This window comes from Streptomyces sp. NPDC021012 (assembly GCF_044333355.1).
Lineage (GTDB): Bacteria > Actinomycetota > Actinomycetes > Streptomycetales > Streptomycetaceae > Streptomyces.
The window spans coordinates 881,240-893,628 of sequence record NZ_JBIRQU010000001.1 but is presented as its reverse complement, the minus strand read 5'-3'; the positions used below and the strand labels follow the sequence as shown (position 1 = coordinate 893,628).

Genomic DNA, 12,389 nt, shown 5'->3' with positions numbered 1-12,389 from the left:
GGGCGTCAGGCCAGGGCCGAGCTCAGCAGGTTGACCTGCCGCTGCAGGGCCGTGACGCGGTTGGTGACGCCCTGCAGTTCGGGTGCGCTGGACATGTTGCGGACCCCGGCCCGGACCCCGTCGGCCCACCGGTCGATCCGGCGGACCTTCCGATCCATCTCGCTGACGCGCTGTTCGAGCCTGTTGATGCGGACGTTGGAGTTCCCGATGCGCTGCTCGGCGTTGTGGACGCGCTGGTTGGACTGCCGGAACTTCTCCAGCATCTGCTCCTTGAGCAGCCCGATCTTGTGGTCGGCGGACTCGAGCCGTTCCGCCGCCGCACGCGCGTCCCGCTTCGCCTTGCGGGTGTAGGAGAGGAATCCGGACTTCGCCCGGGTGATGTGGAACTTCTTCTCGAGCACGCGCTCGATCACGGGTTCCAGGCTGAAGAGGGCCGGGAGCGTGATGCTGATGACCAGGCCCGGAAAGGCGATGGCGAACAGGTCCCAGGAGCCGTGGAGCGCGGTGACCTCGCCCTTGAGGACGGTGTGGTCGCTCGCGATCTTGGTGATTTCCTTCTTGACCTCGGTGTAGTCGTGCCCGTGGACCTTCTCCTTCTTGGCGTCGTCTTCGAGTGCGGCGACCCTGTCTTCGAGGGTCTTGGGCTTCTCGGTGTCGCCCATGTGTTCCTCCTGATGGCGGCTTCGGGGAAGCCGAAGTCCCCGCCGCACGCCTCCGGGTGGAGGGGCGCGACGGGGACTTCGTGGAGATCTGCGGTGCCGGCGGACCGGGCCCTACTGCCGCGGGGCGCGGTGGGGGCCGCGGAGTTCGGCCAGGGCGTCGTTCCAGCCGGCGGTGTACGCGCGGATCTCGCGAGCCGCGACCTCTGCGTCGAGGGTGGCGAGCAGTGCGCGCTTGTCGAGGGGACCGGGGCCGCGGAGCAACACGTCGAGGCGGTCGTGGAGCGTGTTCCCTGGGCGGCTTCCCCCGGTCTGAGACGTCATGGTGCCTGCCTTCCCGCTGTCGAACGTACGTGCGGGGCATTGTCGAACTAAAGTTCGACCTTTGTCGAGCTTGAAACGTCTGACGGCGCGTCTCCCCGCCTCCGACCTGAGGGGATTGACCAGGGATCGGTCCTCGAACAGAGCTTGTGTTCGACCGGGGTACTCTGGATGGCGCGTTCCCTGGACCTGACACATTCGGGGAGCCGGGGGCGCGAGGGGCGCGTGGGGACCCCTGGGGGGTGGAAGGCAGTGCTGACGCATGGACACGGAGCCGGGCGGTAACCGGCGCGAACAGCTCGTCGACTGGCTCGAATCCCATCCCGACCTGCCTCATCTCTTCGCGAGGCTCGCCGAACTCGTCCATGTCGCCGGGTACGCCCCGGAGGACCTCGTCGTGCTGCCCCGCGCCGAGGTGGACCGCCGCGAGACCGCCGCGTTCACCGCGGGCTGGGCCGAGGCCGTCTCCGACGAACTCCCGCGCATCCGCAGGGAGTACGAGAGGCGCGTGGCGGACGCCTACGGGCAGGGACAGGGCGACGCGCGCGGCATACGGCGCCCGCAGCGACGCACGGACGCCGCCCCTCAGGACGGTGCCCGCGTGATCCCGCTGCCGTTCGCCCGGCTCCTGGAGCCCCCGGCCGCGGTGGTCGAGGCCGAGGAGCGCGTACGCCGGGAGCGGGAGCTGTTCGAACAGCGCCCCGCGCCGGAGCCCGCGCCCCAGCGCGCACCTCAGGCCGCGCCCCAGTACGCACCTCAGCCCGCGCCTCAGTCGACGCCCCAGCCCGAGCCCCTGTTCGAGCCCGAGCCGGAGCACGGGTCGGGATCCGAACCGGAGCCCGACCCGGACGCCCGGGTGACCGCCCAGGAGGGGCGCCCCCGCAGGAACGCACAGCCGGTGCGGAAGGTCGTCCGCGGCAAGGGCGGCCGCCCGATCGTGCCGCCGCTCAGCGGCGTGCCCGGCCAGAGCGGCGGGAGCCCCGAGCGGCGCGGCCGCCGCCTCTCCGAACGGGCCAGGAGCCTGGAGGAGGAGCTGGCCGCCGAGCGAGCACAGGAAGCGCCCCCGGAGCCCGCTTCCTGACGGGAGCGGGCGCCGGGGGCACGGGCGGGGGTCAGCCGAAGAAGCGGGCGAGGGCCGCCGGGGAGACCGCCTCGTCGGCGCCCTCCGGCCCGGCCCCGCCGTCCCCCTCCCCGTCCCCGTCCGTGGCGCCCGGACGGGGAACGGGCTGCGGCGGATCGGGGGTCTCGTCGTCCTCGGCGGTGTTGACGCACTGGAACATCCAGTTGGCGGCGGCCAGGTGGTCCACCGCGGCCGCGAGCAGGTGGTCGGTCAGCGACCACTCCGCCGCCTCCCCGTGGATCTCGCGCTGCAGGGCGCCGTCCGCCGGGAGGTGCTTGATCATGACCATCAGGCGCCGGCTGGAGAGGTCGCCCCGGTACCAGTCGAGGAGATCGGTGGCGTAGTAGCGGAGCAGGTCCGCTTCGAGGGCCTCGGCGTGTTCGTCGACGAACTCGACGAGGCTCAGTCTTCCCCCAGGCCGAGCCCGGTCTCCTTGCCGTAGGCCTCCAGGATCGCGGCGATGTCCTGCATCGTGAGCTCGTGCTCCTCGAAGCGCGCGAACTGCTCCTCGCCCATCAGGAGCGCGAGCAGGCCGTCCACGTCGTTGTCGTCGAGCGTGCGCAGCGCCTTCGCGGTCTTGCGCGACAGCTCGGTGGGAAGCGTGAAGGACTCGCCGTCCAGCTCGAAGGACCAGGTGCGGCCATGGGCCTCCAGTCGCTGGGCGCGTGCGGCGTTGACGTCGAAACGGGCCATGGTGATGCGTACTCCTTGTTCGAGTGGGTTCGCCTGCTGAGGAGAGGGGGTGGGGCGGGACGGCGGTGCGCCGTCCCGCCCCGGGTGGAGAAGGATCAGACGGTCGCGGAGTACTGGCTGTCCTTCATGATGAAGGTGGCCAGCGGCTTGCCGTCGCCCTTCGACATGGCGGTGAAGGTGATGCCCAGCTGGGACGCGGCCTTGCGGCCCAGCTTGATGTCGTCGGTCGCGGTGACCTGACCGTTGGGGATGATGAAGCGGTACTTGACCACGGTCGTGCCACCGGCCTTGACGTCGGTGAACTCGAGGCCGAGGGCGCGCACGTCCACGAACGGACGCTCGGCGATCTCGTAGCGGTAGGTGTCGACCGCCGGGGCCGCGTCCTGCTTGACGGCGTCGCCGCCCATGAAGAACGGCAGCGTGTCCTCGTTGAACTGCAGCAGCGAGAACTTCAGCGACAGGTCACGGGCCGAGTAGATGTAGTGGACCGGGGAGACCGACTGCCACGAGTCGACCGGCTCCAGCTTGTCCTTCTTCGAGAACGTGACGCCGTCGCCGGAGGTGAAGCCGAGGTCCTTCCAGCCCGCGCTGGTCCAGTCGGCGGCGGAGTCGGCGCCGAAGGAGGCCGGGGCGGCGTTGCCCGCGGTGGCGACGTAGAGCTTGCCTGCACCGGCGACGCGGATCTCGGCGGCGTTGTTTCCAGCCATGGTGGTGTTTCTCCTTGATGAGAGGGGTGAGGGCGCCGCCCCGGGCCGTCAGGACCCGGGTACGGCAAAGGCCCCGCCGGACGGCAGGGCCTGGTCTGTGGGGCGCGCCCCCGTCAGGGGGCGGCGGGACCGTTACGGAGCGACGGTCAGGGAGAGCTGGATGAGGCAGAGGTAGCGGTTGGCGCCCCGGTAGAGGTAGTCGGGCGTCCAGCGCGGCCCGTCCATCTCCTCCACGTCCTGGACGAGGCTGTTGCCGACCTGCTTGCCGAGCGTCATGAGCAGGGACTTGCGGGCCGCGTTGGCGAGGATGTGGGCCGCGGGCTTGTTCGGCGCGTAGACCTCGAACTCGATCAGCGGCTTGTCCAGGTGCAGGTCGCCGATCCAGGCGCCGCCGCGGCGGTTCACCAGGACCGCGCTCTGCGTCCCGTCGAAGCCGGCCGGCGCCTGGGCCGCGACCGTGACGCCGGCCAGCGCCGGGTCGGCCTTGAGGACGTCGACGACCAGCTTCTCGACGTCCGGGAACGCACTCGGGGGAGTGGTCATGACGGTTCTCCTCAGGAGGAAGAGGGGCGGAGGGGCCGTCCGTCCGGGGCGCTCGACGCGGGGAGGGGAGGGGCGCGGAGCGCTCCCGGACGGCGGACGGCGGAGCCTGCGGCCCGTCTCGCGGGCACAGCTCCGCCGCTGCACCAACTGTGACAGGGAGCGTGCGCGCACGCAACTAGTTCTGGAACCGATCCGCGCACGAACCCGGTACGGCCCCGATCGCGACCTCCACCACGACCCTGCCGCGGGGCCTCCGGGCGGCCCGCGTGGAGGCCCCGCGCCGGCGGCCCTGGCGCGGGCCCCGCCCGGACGGCCCGCCCGGACGGCCCGCGCGGAGGGGCGCGCGTGAAGGCCTTGCGCGGGCGGCCCTGCGTGAAGGCCCCGCATGGAAGGGCCTGCGCGGACGAGCCTCTGTGGAGGGGCGCGCGGGACGACCCTGCGCGGAGGGAACCGCCTGGAGGGCCCCGCAGGGGGGGGCGCGCATGGAGTGGGCCCGCATGGAGGGGCCCGCGCGGAGGGCGCGCTTGGACGGCCCTGCGCGGAGGGCTCCGCTCGGGCGGTCCCGCGTGGAGGGGTGCGCGGGGGCGGCCCTGCGTGGAGGGGGCCACTAGGACGACCCGGTGCGGAGGGGGCCGCGCGGCGGGCCTCGCAGGGCGGGGCCCGGCGGAGAGGTCGCCCGTGTCGTGGGGCCCGTGCGGGTGGCCGATAGGTTGGGTCGTCCCGACCCAGGAGCCGCCCCGTGTCCCGCCGCCCCCGCCTGCTCTACGTGACCGACCTCGCCTACCCGGCCCGGGGGCGCCGCTACGGAGACGAGGACGTCGACCTCACCGCACGCCTGCGCGCCGCGTTCGACCTGGCGCTCTGTCACCCGCTCGACGCCACGGCCCTCATGGAGGGCTTCGACGCCGTCGTCGTGCGCAACAGCGGTCCCGTCCTCGGCTACCAGCGGGAGTACGAGGCCTTCCGGGAGCGGGCCCGCGCCCTCGGCACCCGCGTGTACAACCCGCTCCACGGCCGCGGGGACATGGCCGGCAAGCGGTACCTCCTCGACCTGACCGCTGGCGGACACCCCGTCATCCCCACCGCCGACCGGCCCGAGGACCTCCACCGCCTGCCGGACGCCGCCGAGTACGCGGTCAAGCCCAAGGCCGGCGCCGACTCCATAGGCCTGCGATTCGTCCGGTACGAGGAGCTCACCGGCCTCGCCTACGGGGACGTCCTCGTCCAGCCGCGCGTCGACTTCCGGTACGAGGTGTCCTTCTACTTCGTCGACGACCTCTTCCAGTACGCCCTGTACGCCCCCGACCCCGAGCGCCGCTGGGTCCTGGAGCCGTACGAACCCACCCCCGAAGACCTCGACTTCGCCCGCCGCTTCGTCGACTGGAACACCCTCGACCACGGCATCCAGCGCGTCGACGCCTGCCGCGCCCCCGACGGCGGCCTCCTCCTCGTCGAGCTGGAGGACCTCAACCCGTACCTCTCCCTCGACCGCGTCCCCGAGCCGGTGCGCGAGCGCTTCGCCGACACCCTGGTCGACTCCCTGCACCGCTTCCTGGAGGCATGACGAAGCGCCCCGCGTCCGGGAGGGACGCGGGGCGCTTCTCTTGGGGGGTGGTCAGGCGGTACGCGGACGGCGGCGGGCCAGTCGTTCCGCCGCGAAGACGTCCTCCAGGCGGAACAGCTGGGCCCGGCCCGCCCGGCCCGCGGCCCGCAGATGGCCCAGCTGGACCCACTTGCGGATCGTCGCGGGCGCCACGCCCGCCTCCTCGGCGGCCAGCGGGCCGGGGACCATCGTGGGCAGGGCGGGTGAGCTCAGCATGGGGTCTCCTCCGTGTCGTCCATCGCCGCTTCGATCTCCTCGGTACGGGTCCCCGAGGCCTCCGACAGCTCCTCCCAGCGGTCCTCCGCCCACAGGTGCCGGTAGGCGGGGTCGTCCTGGCAGCCGCACACCTCGTCCGTGCAGACGCAGGCCGGGTTCACGCACAGCACCGCGCGCCGGTCCGGGAACGCCCGCAGCGACACCGAGTCGCACCAGGGGCAGCGGCCCGAGACCCGCACGATCGTCTCCGTGTCGCCGAGCGTCCGGGCGCACCGCCGGGCCATCCGGCGGATCTCGTCCCGCACGTGCCGGGCCAGGTCGGGGTGGGCCGCGATCGGGTCGAGCAGCCCCACGAGGCGCCGGAGCCGGTCGATCACCCCGGCGCGCGGCGGGCGGGGCAGCGTGAGCCGGGCGCACACCGCCTCCTCCAGCTCCACCACCCCGTCGGTGATGTCCCGGATCGCGTCGGAGACGTGCAGCCGGATCGGCGCGGCTCCCTGACCGGGAACGGCGAGCCCGTGCCGCTGCTGGAGCAGCAGCGCCTCCCGCCGCTCCTCCCGGATGAGCTCGTCCCGACCGGCGTGGGAGGGGGCGGGGGCGGCCCCACCGGGCCCGCGCCGCCCGGGCGCCAACTCCTCGGCGAGCTCCGGGAACTGCCTCACCAGCGACGCGGTCCACAGCGCGACGTCCCGCAGGACGACCGCGACGGCGGCGTCGGTACGGGCGGCCTCGGCGGCGTCACGCGGTGCGGGCCGGGCGGCGCCGGTGCGGGTGGGCTCGGCGGCCGGGGCGGCCGCCGTGGTGTCGGGGCCGGTGGATCCGAGGGGAGTGTGGTCAGCCACGGCGGCCGCTCCCCGTCGTCGCGAGGGCCTTCGCGACGCGCCGGGCGTCGGCGGGGCGGCCGTTGCGCCAGAGGCGGCCCGCGCAGACGCCGTCGAAGTAGCTCTCGGCCGGGGCCACGGCCGCCTCGCACTCGCTCCGGACGGGGCAGTCGGCGCAGGCCCGCAGGGCGGGGGCCGCCTCCTTGGCGCGGCGGGCGAAGACGACGGACGGGGAGAGGCCGGCGCACGCGGCGGAGGCCTGCCAGGGGGACGGTTCGGGATGGAACAAGGGGTTCTCCACGGTCCGGGGCCCGCCCGGGCCGTCCATGGGGCCGGTGGGGCGCCTGGGGCTCAGGGGGCCGACGAGTGCGGCGGCGAGCCAGACTTACACGTTGCGTGCGAGCGCGCAACAAAAATCCGAGCCGCCTCGACCCTCCCTTCACCGATTCGACACGATTGCGTGCCCGAAAGCACGTAATTCCGTGCGCGCAAGCACGCTAAGGTAGGGGCCCGGAGGGTGGGGAAAGAGGAGCGGAAAGCATGAGCACTCAAGGGCTCGACGAGTTCGCAGGCTGGGTCGAAGGCCTGATGAGACAGCGCGGCTACGACATCGACAGCCCGCGCGGCGGCGGGAAGTCCCGCATCGCGGACGAGGCGGGCGTCCACCGCGCCGCCGTCACGCGCCTGTTGCAGCGCCAGAGCATGCCCGACCTGGAGACCATGCGCCGGATCGCCCCGCTGCTCGGCGTCTCCGTCCGCGACATGCTCATCCGGTCCGGGCGCGTGACCCCCGAGGAGCTCCCGATGGCGGCGGACCTGCTGCCGCCGACCGACTGGCAGCCCTCGATGGAGGACTTCGCCCGCTGGCTGGGAGTGCCCGACGAGCGCATGGGCGTCTTCGTCAAGGTCGTGAACCAGTTCCTGGAGCCCGATACCGAGGCGGCGCCCCCCGTCGAGGCCCCCGAGCCCCGCCGCAGCGCCCGCGACTGATCCGGAGCGCCCCGGACCGGCCGGCGTCCTGCCCGGTCCCGGTCCGTCCGCCGGAACGATCCGCCCAGGTCCCGGCCCGCTCCGGCCGGGACCCCGTGCGCGTGGGCATTTGTTTTGACCGGAGTCCATGCGATAGGTACGCTCATGCCTTGTGCCTGGGGTGTGCCTGGGCTCCCGTGCGTGTCCTCAACCGCACGGCGAGTCATATATCGGCCACCGCGATCCGCGCCTTCTCCGCCTTGTGCGGAGGTCCGCGAGATTCGACACGCCCGACCGCGTGGGTCGGTGAATGTTCCGGGTTAGTTTTACCGACGGCACACAGAAACCGGAGAAGTAGTGCCTACGATCCAGCAGCTGGTCCGTAAGGGCCGGCAGGACAAGGTCGAGAAGAACAAGACGCCCGCACTCGAGGGTTCCCCTCAGCGTCGCGGCGTCTGCACGCGTGTGTTCACGACCACCCCGAAGAAGCCGAACTCGGCCCTCCGTAAGGTCGCGCGTGTGCGTCTGACCTCCGGCATCGAGGTCACGGCCTACATCCCGGGTGAGGGTCACAACCTGCAGGAGCACTCCATCGTGCTCGTGCGCGGTGGCCGTGTGAAGGACCTGCCGGGTGTTCGTTACAAGATCATCCGCGGTTCCCTCGACACGCAGGGCGTCAAGAACCGTAAGCAGGCTCGCAGCCGCTACGGCGCCAAGAAGGAGAAGTAAGAATGCCTCGTAAGGGCCCCGCCCCGAAGCGCCCGGTCATCATCGACCCGGTCTACAGCTCTCCTCTTGTCACCTCGCTGATCAACAAGATCCTGCTGGACGGCAAGCGTTCCACCGCCGAGCGCATCGTGTACGGCGCCATGGAGGGTCTTCGTGAGAAGACCGGCCAGGACCCGGTCATCACGCTGAAGCGCGCTCTCGAGAACGTCAAGCCGGCCCTCGAGGTCAAGTCCCGCCGTGTCGGTGGCGCCACCTACCAGGTGCCGATCGAGGTCAAGCCGGGCCGCGCGTCCACGCTCGCCCTCCGCTGGCTCGTCGGTTACTCCCGCGCCCGTCGCGAGAAGACCATGACCGAGCGCCTCATGAACGAGCTCCTCGACGCCTCCAACGGCCTCGGTGCTGCCGTCAAGAAGCGCGAGGACACGCACAAGATGGCCGAGTCCAACAAGGCCTTCGCGCACTACCGCTGGTAGTCGCAACCCACATCGAGACCGAGAGAAGACTGAAGCCTTATGGCTACCACTTCGCTTGACCTGGCCAAGGTGCGCAACATCGGCATCATGGCCCACATCGACGCGGGCAAGACGACCACCACCGAGCGGATCCTGTTCTACACCGGCGTCTCCTACAAGATCGGTGAAGTCCACGACGGCGCTGCCACGATGGACTGGATGGAGCAGGAGCAGGAGCGCGGCATCACGATCACGTCCGCCGCGACGACCTGCCACTGGCCGCTCGAGAATGTCGATCACACGATCAACATCATCGACACGCCGGGTCACGTCGACTTCACCGTCGAGGTGGAGCGTTCGCTGCGCGTGCTCGACGGTGCTGTCACCGTGTTCGACGGTGTGGCCGGCGTCGAGCCCCAGTCCGAGACCGTCTGGCGTCAGGCGGACCGCTACGGCGTTCCGCGCATCTGCTTCGTCAACAAGCTCGACCGGACCGGCGCCGACTTCCTCCGCTGCGTCGACATGATCGTGGACCGCCTCGGCGCGACCCCGATCGTCATGCAGCTCCCGATCGGTGCCGAGGCCGACTTCGAGGGCGTCATCGACCTCGTTCGCATGAAGGCTCTTGTCTGGTCCGCCGAGGCCACCAAGGGCGAGATGTACGACGTCGTCGACATCCCGGCGGACAAGGCCGAGCAGGCCGAGGAGTACCGCGCCAAGCTCGTCGAGGCCGTTGCCGAGAACGACGAGGAGCTCATGGAGCTCTTCCTCGAGGGCACCGAGCCCACCGAGGAGCAGCTCTACGCGGCGATCCGTCGCATCACCATCGCCTCCGGCAAGGGCGGCGAGACCACGGTCACCCCCGTGTTCTGTGGCACCGCGTTCAAGAACAAGGGCGTCCAGCCCCTGCTCGACGCTGTCGTCCGCTACCTGCCGTCCCCCCTGGACGTCGAGGCCATCGAGGGCCACGACGTCAAGGACGCCGAGGTCGTCGTCAAGCGCAAGCCGTCCGACGACGAGCCGCTGGCCGCCCTCGCGTTCAAGATCGCGAGCGACCCGCACCTCGGTAAGCTCACCTTCGTCCGGATCTACTCCGGTCGCCTGGAGGCCGGCACCGCGGTGCTGAACTCCGTCAAGGGCAAGAAGGAGCGCATCGGCAAGATCTACCGCATGCACGCGAACAAGCGTGAGGAGATCGACTCGGTGGGCGCCGGCGACATCGTCGCCGTGATGGGCCTCAAGCAGACCACCACCGGTGAGACGCTGTGTGACGACAAGGCCCCGGTCATCCTGGAGTCCATGGACTTCCCGGCGCCGGTCATCCAGGTCGCCATCGAGCCCAAGTCCAAGGGTGACCAGGAGAAGCTGGGTGTCGCCATCCAGCGTCTCGCGGAGGAGGACCCCTCCTTCCAGGTGCACTCGGACGAGGAGACCGGCCAGACCATCATCGGTGGTATGGGCGAGCTTCACCTCGACATCCTCGTCGACCGCATGCGTCGCGAGTTCAAGGTCGAGGCGAACGTCGGCAAGCCGCAGGTCGCGTACCGCGAGACGATCCGCAAGGCCGTCGAGCGCGTCGACTTCACGCACAAGAAGCAGACCGGTGGTACGGGTCAGTTCGCCAAGGTCCAGATCGGCATCGAGCCGATCACCGAGGGCGACGCCGCGTACGAGTTCGTGAACAAGGTCACCGGTGGCCGCATCCCGAAGGAGTACATCCCTTCGGTCGACGCGGGTGCGCAGGAGGCCATGCAGTTCGGCATCCTCGCCGGTTACGAGATGACCGGTGTGCGTGTGATCCTGCACGACGGCGCCTACCACGAGGTCGACTCCTCCGAGCTCGCCTTCAAGATCGCCGGCTCGCAGGCCTTCAAGGAGGCCGCGCGCAAGGCTTCCCCCGTCATCCTTGAGCCGATGATGGCCGTTGAGGTCGTCACGCCCGAGGACTACATGGGTGAAGTCATCGGTGACATCAACTCCCGCCGTGGCCAGATCCAGGCCATGGAGGAGCGCAGCGGCGCCCGCGTCGTGAAGGGCCTCGTGCCGCTCTCGGAGATGTTCGGCTACGTCGGAGACCTCCGCAGCAAGACCTCGGGTCGCGCAAGCTACTCGATGCAGTTCGACTCCTACGCCGAGGTTCCGCGGAACGTCGCCGAGGAGATCATCGCGAAGGCCAAGGGCGAGTAACTCTCCCGAGTTCACGCTTTAGGCTTGACACCAGTCGTCGGGGCTCGGCCCCGGAACCCCGAGGTACGGCCCCGGCGACTGGCATCCCAGCAAAGATCACCTGGCGCCGATGAAGCAAGGCGTTCAGAACCACTCCAGGAGGACCCCAGTGGCGAAGGCGAAGTTCGAGCGGACTAAGCCGCACGTCAACATCGGCACCATCGGTCACATCGACCACGGTAAGACGACCCTCACGGCCGCCATTACCAAGGTGCTGCACGACGCGTACCCGGACCTGAACGAGGCCTCGGCCTTCGACCAGATCGACAAGGCTCCCGAGGAGCGCCAGCGCGGTATCACCATCTCGATCGCGCACGTCGAGTACCAGACGGAGCAGCGTCACTACGCTCACGTCGACTGCCCCGGTCACGCTGACTACATCAAGAACATGATCACGGGTGCCGCGCAGATGGACGGCGCCATCCTCGTGGTCGCCGCCACCGACGGCCCGATGCCGCAGACCAAGGAGCACGTCCTCCTTGCTCGCCAGGTCGGCGTTCCGTACATCGTCGTCGCCCTGAACAAGGCCGACATGGTGGACGACGAGGAGATCCTGGAGCTCGTCGAGCTCGAGGTCCGTGAGCTCCTCTCCGAGTACGAGTTCCCGGGCGACGACCTGCCGGTCGTCCGCGTCTCGGCGCTCAAGGCGCTCGAGGGCGACAAGGAGTGGGGCGAGAAGCTCCTCGGCCTCATGAAGGCCGTGGACGAGTCCATCCCGCAGCCCGAGCGTGACGTCGACAAGCCGTTCCTGATGCCGATCGAGGACGTCTTCACGATCACCGGTCGTGGCACCGTCGTCACCGGTCGTATCGAGCGTGGTGTCCTCAAGGTCAACGAGACCGTCGACATCATCGGCATCAAGACCGAGAAGACCACCACCACGGTCACCGGCATCGAGATGTTCCGCAAGCTGCTCGACGAGGGCCAGGCCGGTGAGAACGTCGGTCTGCTCCTCCGTGGCATCAAGCGCGAGGACGTCGAGCGCGGCCAGGTCATCATCAAGCCGGGTTCGGTCACGCCGCACACCCAGTTCGAGGCCCAGGCCTACATCCTGTCGAAGGACGAGGGTGGCCGTCACACCCCGTTCTTCAACAACTACCGCCCGCAGTTCTACTTCCGTACCACGGACGTGACCGGCGTCGTGACCCTCCCCGAGGGCACCGAGATGGTCATGCCGGGCGACAACACCGCCATGTCCGTCGAGCTGATCCAGCCCGTCGCCATGGAGGAGGGCCTCAAGTTCGCCATCCGTGAGGGTGGCCGGACCGTCGGCGCCGGCCAGGTCGTCAAGATCACTGCCTGATCTTGAACTGACCTGGTAGCTCGCAAG

At 70.2% G+C, this 12,389-nt stretch carries 16 protein-coding genes; 7 read left to right on the top strand and 9 right to left on the bottom strand.

Annotated elements, in window-relative coordinates; translation table 11 throughout:
• Positions 1–5 precede the first annotated feature (5 nt).
• Together ACH4TP_RS04160 and ACH4TP_RS04155 are read right to left on the bottom strand one after the other, a co-directional pair.
• Positions 6–662 (bottom strand): hypothetical protein, encoded by a 657-nt coding sequence (locus tag ACH4TP_RS04160; RefSeq protein WP_389220902.1) that lies wholly within the window; start codon positions 660–662, stop codon positions 6–8.
• 111 nt (positions 663–773) lie between these two features.
• On the bottom strand, positions 774–983 hold the full coding sequence (locus ACH4TP_RS04155; protein ID WP_389220899.1) for a hypothetical protein: 210 nt from the start codon (positions 981–983) through the stop codon (positions 774–776).
• Positions 984–1,242: 259 nt separating this feature from the next.
• Here ACH4TP_RS04155 and ACH4TP_RS04150 point away from each other — a divergent pair, with 259 nt between their 5' ends.
• Positions 1,243–2,061: a hypothetical protein gene (locus ACH4TP_RS04150; RefSeq protein ID WP_398435564.1), complete on the top strand. Its 819-nt coding sequence runs from the start codon at positions 1,243–1,245 to the stop codon at positions 2,059–2,061.
• Positions 2,062–2,092: 31 nt separating this feature from the next.
• On the opposite strand, the gene ACH4TP_RS04145 is transcribed toward ACH4TP_RS04150, so the two are convergent.
• The 4 genes from ACH4TP_RS04145 to ACH4TP_RS04130 all read right to left on the bottom strand — a co-directional run bounded on the left by ACH4TP_RS04145 (position 2,093) and on the right by ACH4TP_RS04130 (position 4,043).
• Positions 2,093–2,389, bottom strand: coding sequence for a hypothetical protein (locus tag ACH4TP_RS04145; RefSeq protein WP_398435562.1), 297 nt, complete (start codon positions 2,387–2,389; stop codon positions 2,093–2,095).
• Positions 2,390–2,502: 113 nt separating this feature from the next.
• Positions 2,503–2,793: a hypothetical protein gene (locus ACH4TP_RS04140; protein ID WP_389220890.1), complete on the bottom strand. Its 291-nt coding sequence runs from the start codon at positions 2,791–2,793 to the stop codon at positions 2,503–2,505.
• A 95-nt stretch (positions 2,794–2,888) separates the two neighbouring features.
• Positions 2,889–3,500 carry a phage tail protein gene (locus ACH4TP_RS04135; protein ID WP_398184137.1) on the bottom strand — a complete coding sequence of 204 codons (612 nt, stop codon included), beginning with the start codon at positions 3,498–3,500 and terminating at the stop codon, positions 2,889–2,891.
• A 132-nt stretch (positions 3,501–3,632) separates the two neighbouring features.
• Complete coding sequence (locus tag ACH4TP_RS04130) at positions 3,633–4,043, bottom strand: hypothetical protein (protein ID WP_398435560.1); 411 nt, start codon at positions 4,041–4,043, stop codon at positions 3,633–3,635.
• A gap of 739 nt (positions 4,044–4,782) precedes the next feature.
• Here ACH4TP_RS04130 and ACH4TP_RS04125 point away from each other — a divergent pair.
• Positions 4,783–5,607, top strand: coding sequence for a RimK family alpha-L-glutamate ligase (locus ACH4TP_RS04125; RefSeq protein ID WP_398435558.1), 825 nt, complete (start codon positions 4,783–4,785; stop codon positions 5,605–5,607).
• A 51-nt stretch (positions 5,608–5,658) separates the two neighbouring features.
• Here the strand turns inward: ACH4TP_RS04125 and ACH4TP_RS04120 are convergent, their stop codons facing one another.
• The 3 genes from ACH4TP_RS04120 to ACH4TP_RS04110 form a co-directional block, all read right to left on the bottom strand.
• Positions 5,659–5,862, bottom strand: coding sequence for a hypothetical protein (locus ACH4TP_RS04120; RefSeq protein ID WP_389220879.1), 204 nt, complete (start codon positions 5,860–5,862; stop codon positions 5,659–5,661).
• On the bottom strand, positions 5,856–6,557 hold the full coding sequence (locus tag ACH4TP_RS04115) for a hypothetical protein (protein WP_389221576.1): 702 nt from the start codon (positions 6,555–6,557) through the stop codon (positions 5,856–5,858). Before ACH4TP_RS04115 ends, ACH4TP_RS04120 begins: the two co-directional genes overlap by 7 nt.
• Positions 6,558–6,696: 139 nt before the next feature.
• Complete coding sequence (locus ACH4TP_RS04110) at positions 6,697–6,972, bottom strand: WhiB family transcriptional regulator (protein ID WP_398184143.1); 276 nt, start codon at positions 6,970–6,972, stop codon at positions 6,697–6,699.
• A gap of 251 nt (positions 6,973–7,223) precedes the next feature.
• Between ACH4TP_RS04110 and ACH4TP_RS04105 the strand changes: the two genes are divergently transcribed.
• The 5 genes from ACH4TP_RS04105 to tuf all read left to right on the top strand — a co-directional run bounded on the left by ACH4TP_RS04105 (position 7,224) and on the right by tuf (position 12,362).
• On the top strand, positions 7,224–7,673 hold the full coding sequence (locus ACH4TP_RS04105; protein ID WP_398184146.1) for a helix-turn-helix domain-containing protein: 450 nt from the start codon (positions 7,224–7,226) through the stop codon (positions 7,671–7,673).
• Positions 7,674–8,009: 336 nt separating this feature from the next.
• Positions 8,010–8,381, top strand: coding sequence for a 30S ribosomal protein S12 (rpsL, locus tag ACH4TP_RS04100; protein WP_003948652.1), 372 nt, complete (start codon positions 8,010–8,012; stop codon positions 8,379–8,381).
• Between the two features lie 2 nt (positions 8,382–8,383).
• Positions 8,384–8,854, top strand: coding sequence for a 30S ribosomal protein S7 (rpsG, locus tag ACH4TP_RS04095; RefSeq protein WP_015035567.1), 471 nt, complete (start codon positions 8,384–8,386; stop codon positions 8,852–8,854).
• Positions 8,855–8,893: 39 nt separating this feature from the next.
• Positions 8,894–11,020: an elongation factor G gene (gene fusA / locus ACH4TP_RS04090; protein WP_389220870.1), complete on the top strand. Its 2,127-nt coding sequence runs from the start codon at positions 8,894–8,896 to the stop codon at positions 11,018–11,020.
• 148 nt (positions 11,021–11,168) lie between these two features.
• A complete protein-coding gene (tuf, locus tag ACH4TP_RS04085; RefSeq protein WP_388844063.1) occupies positions 11,169–12,362 on the top strand; it encodes an elongation factor Tu in 1,194 nt (397 codons plus the stop codon).
• The last annotated feature ends 27 nt before the right edge of the window (positions 12,363–12,389 follow it).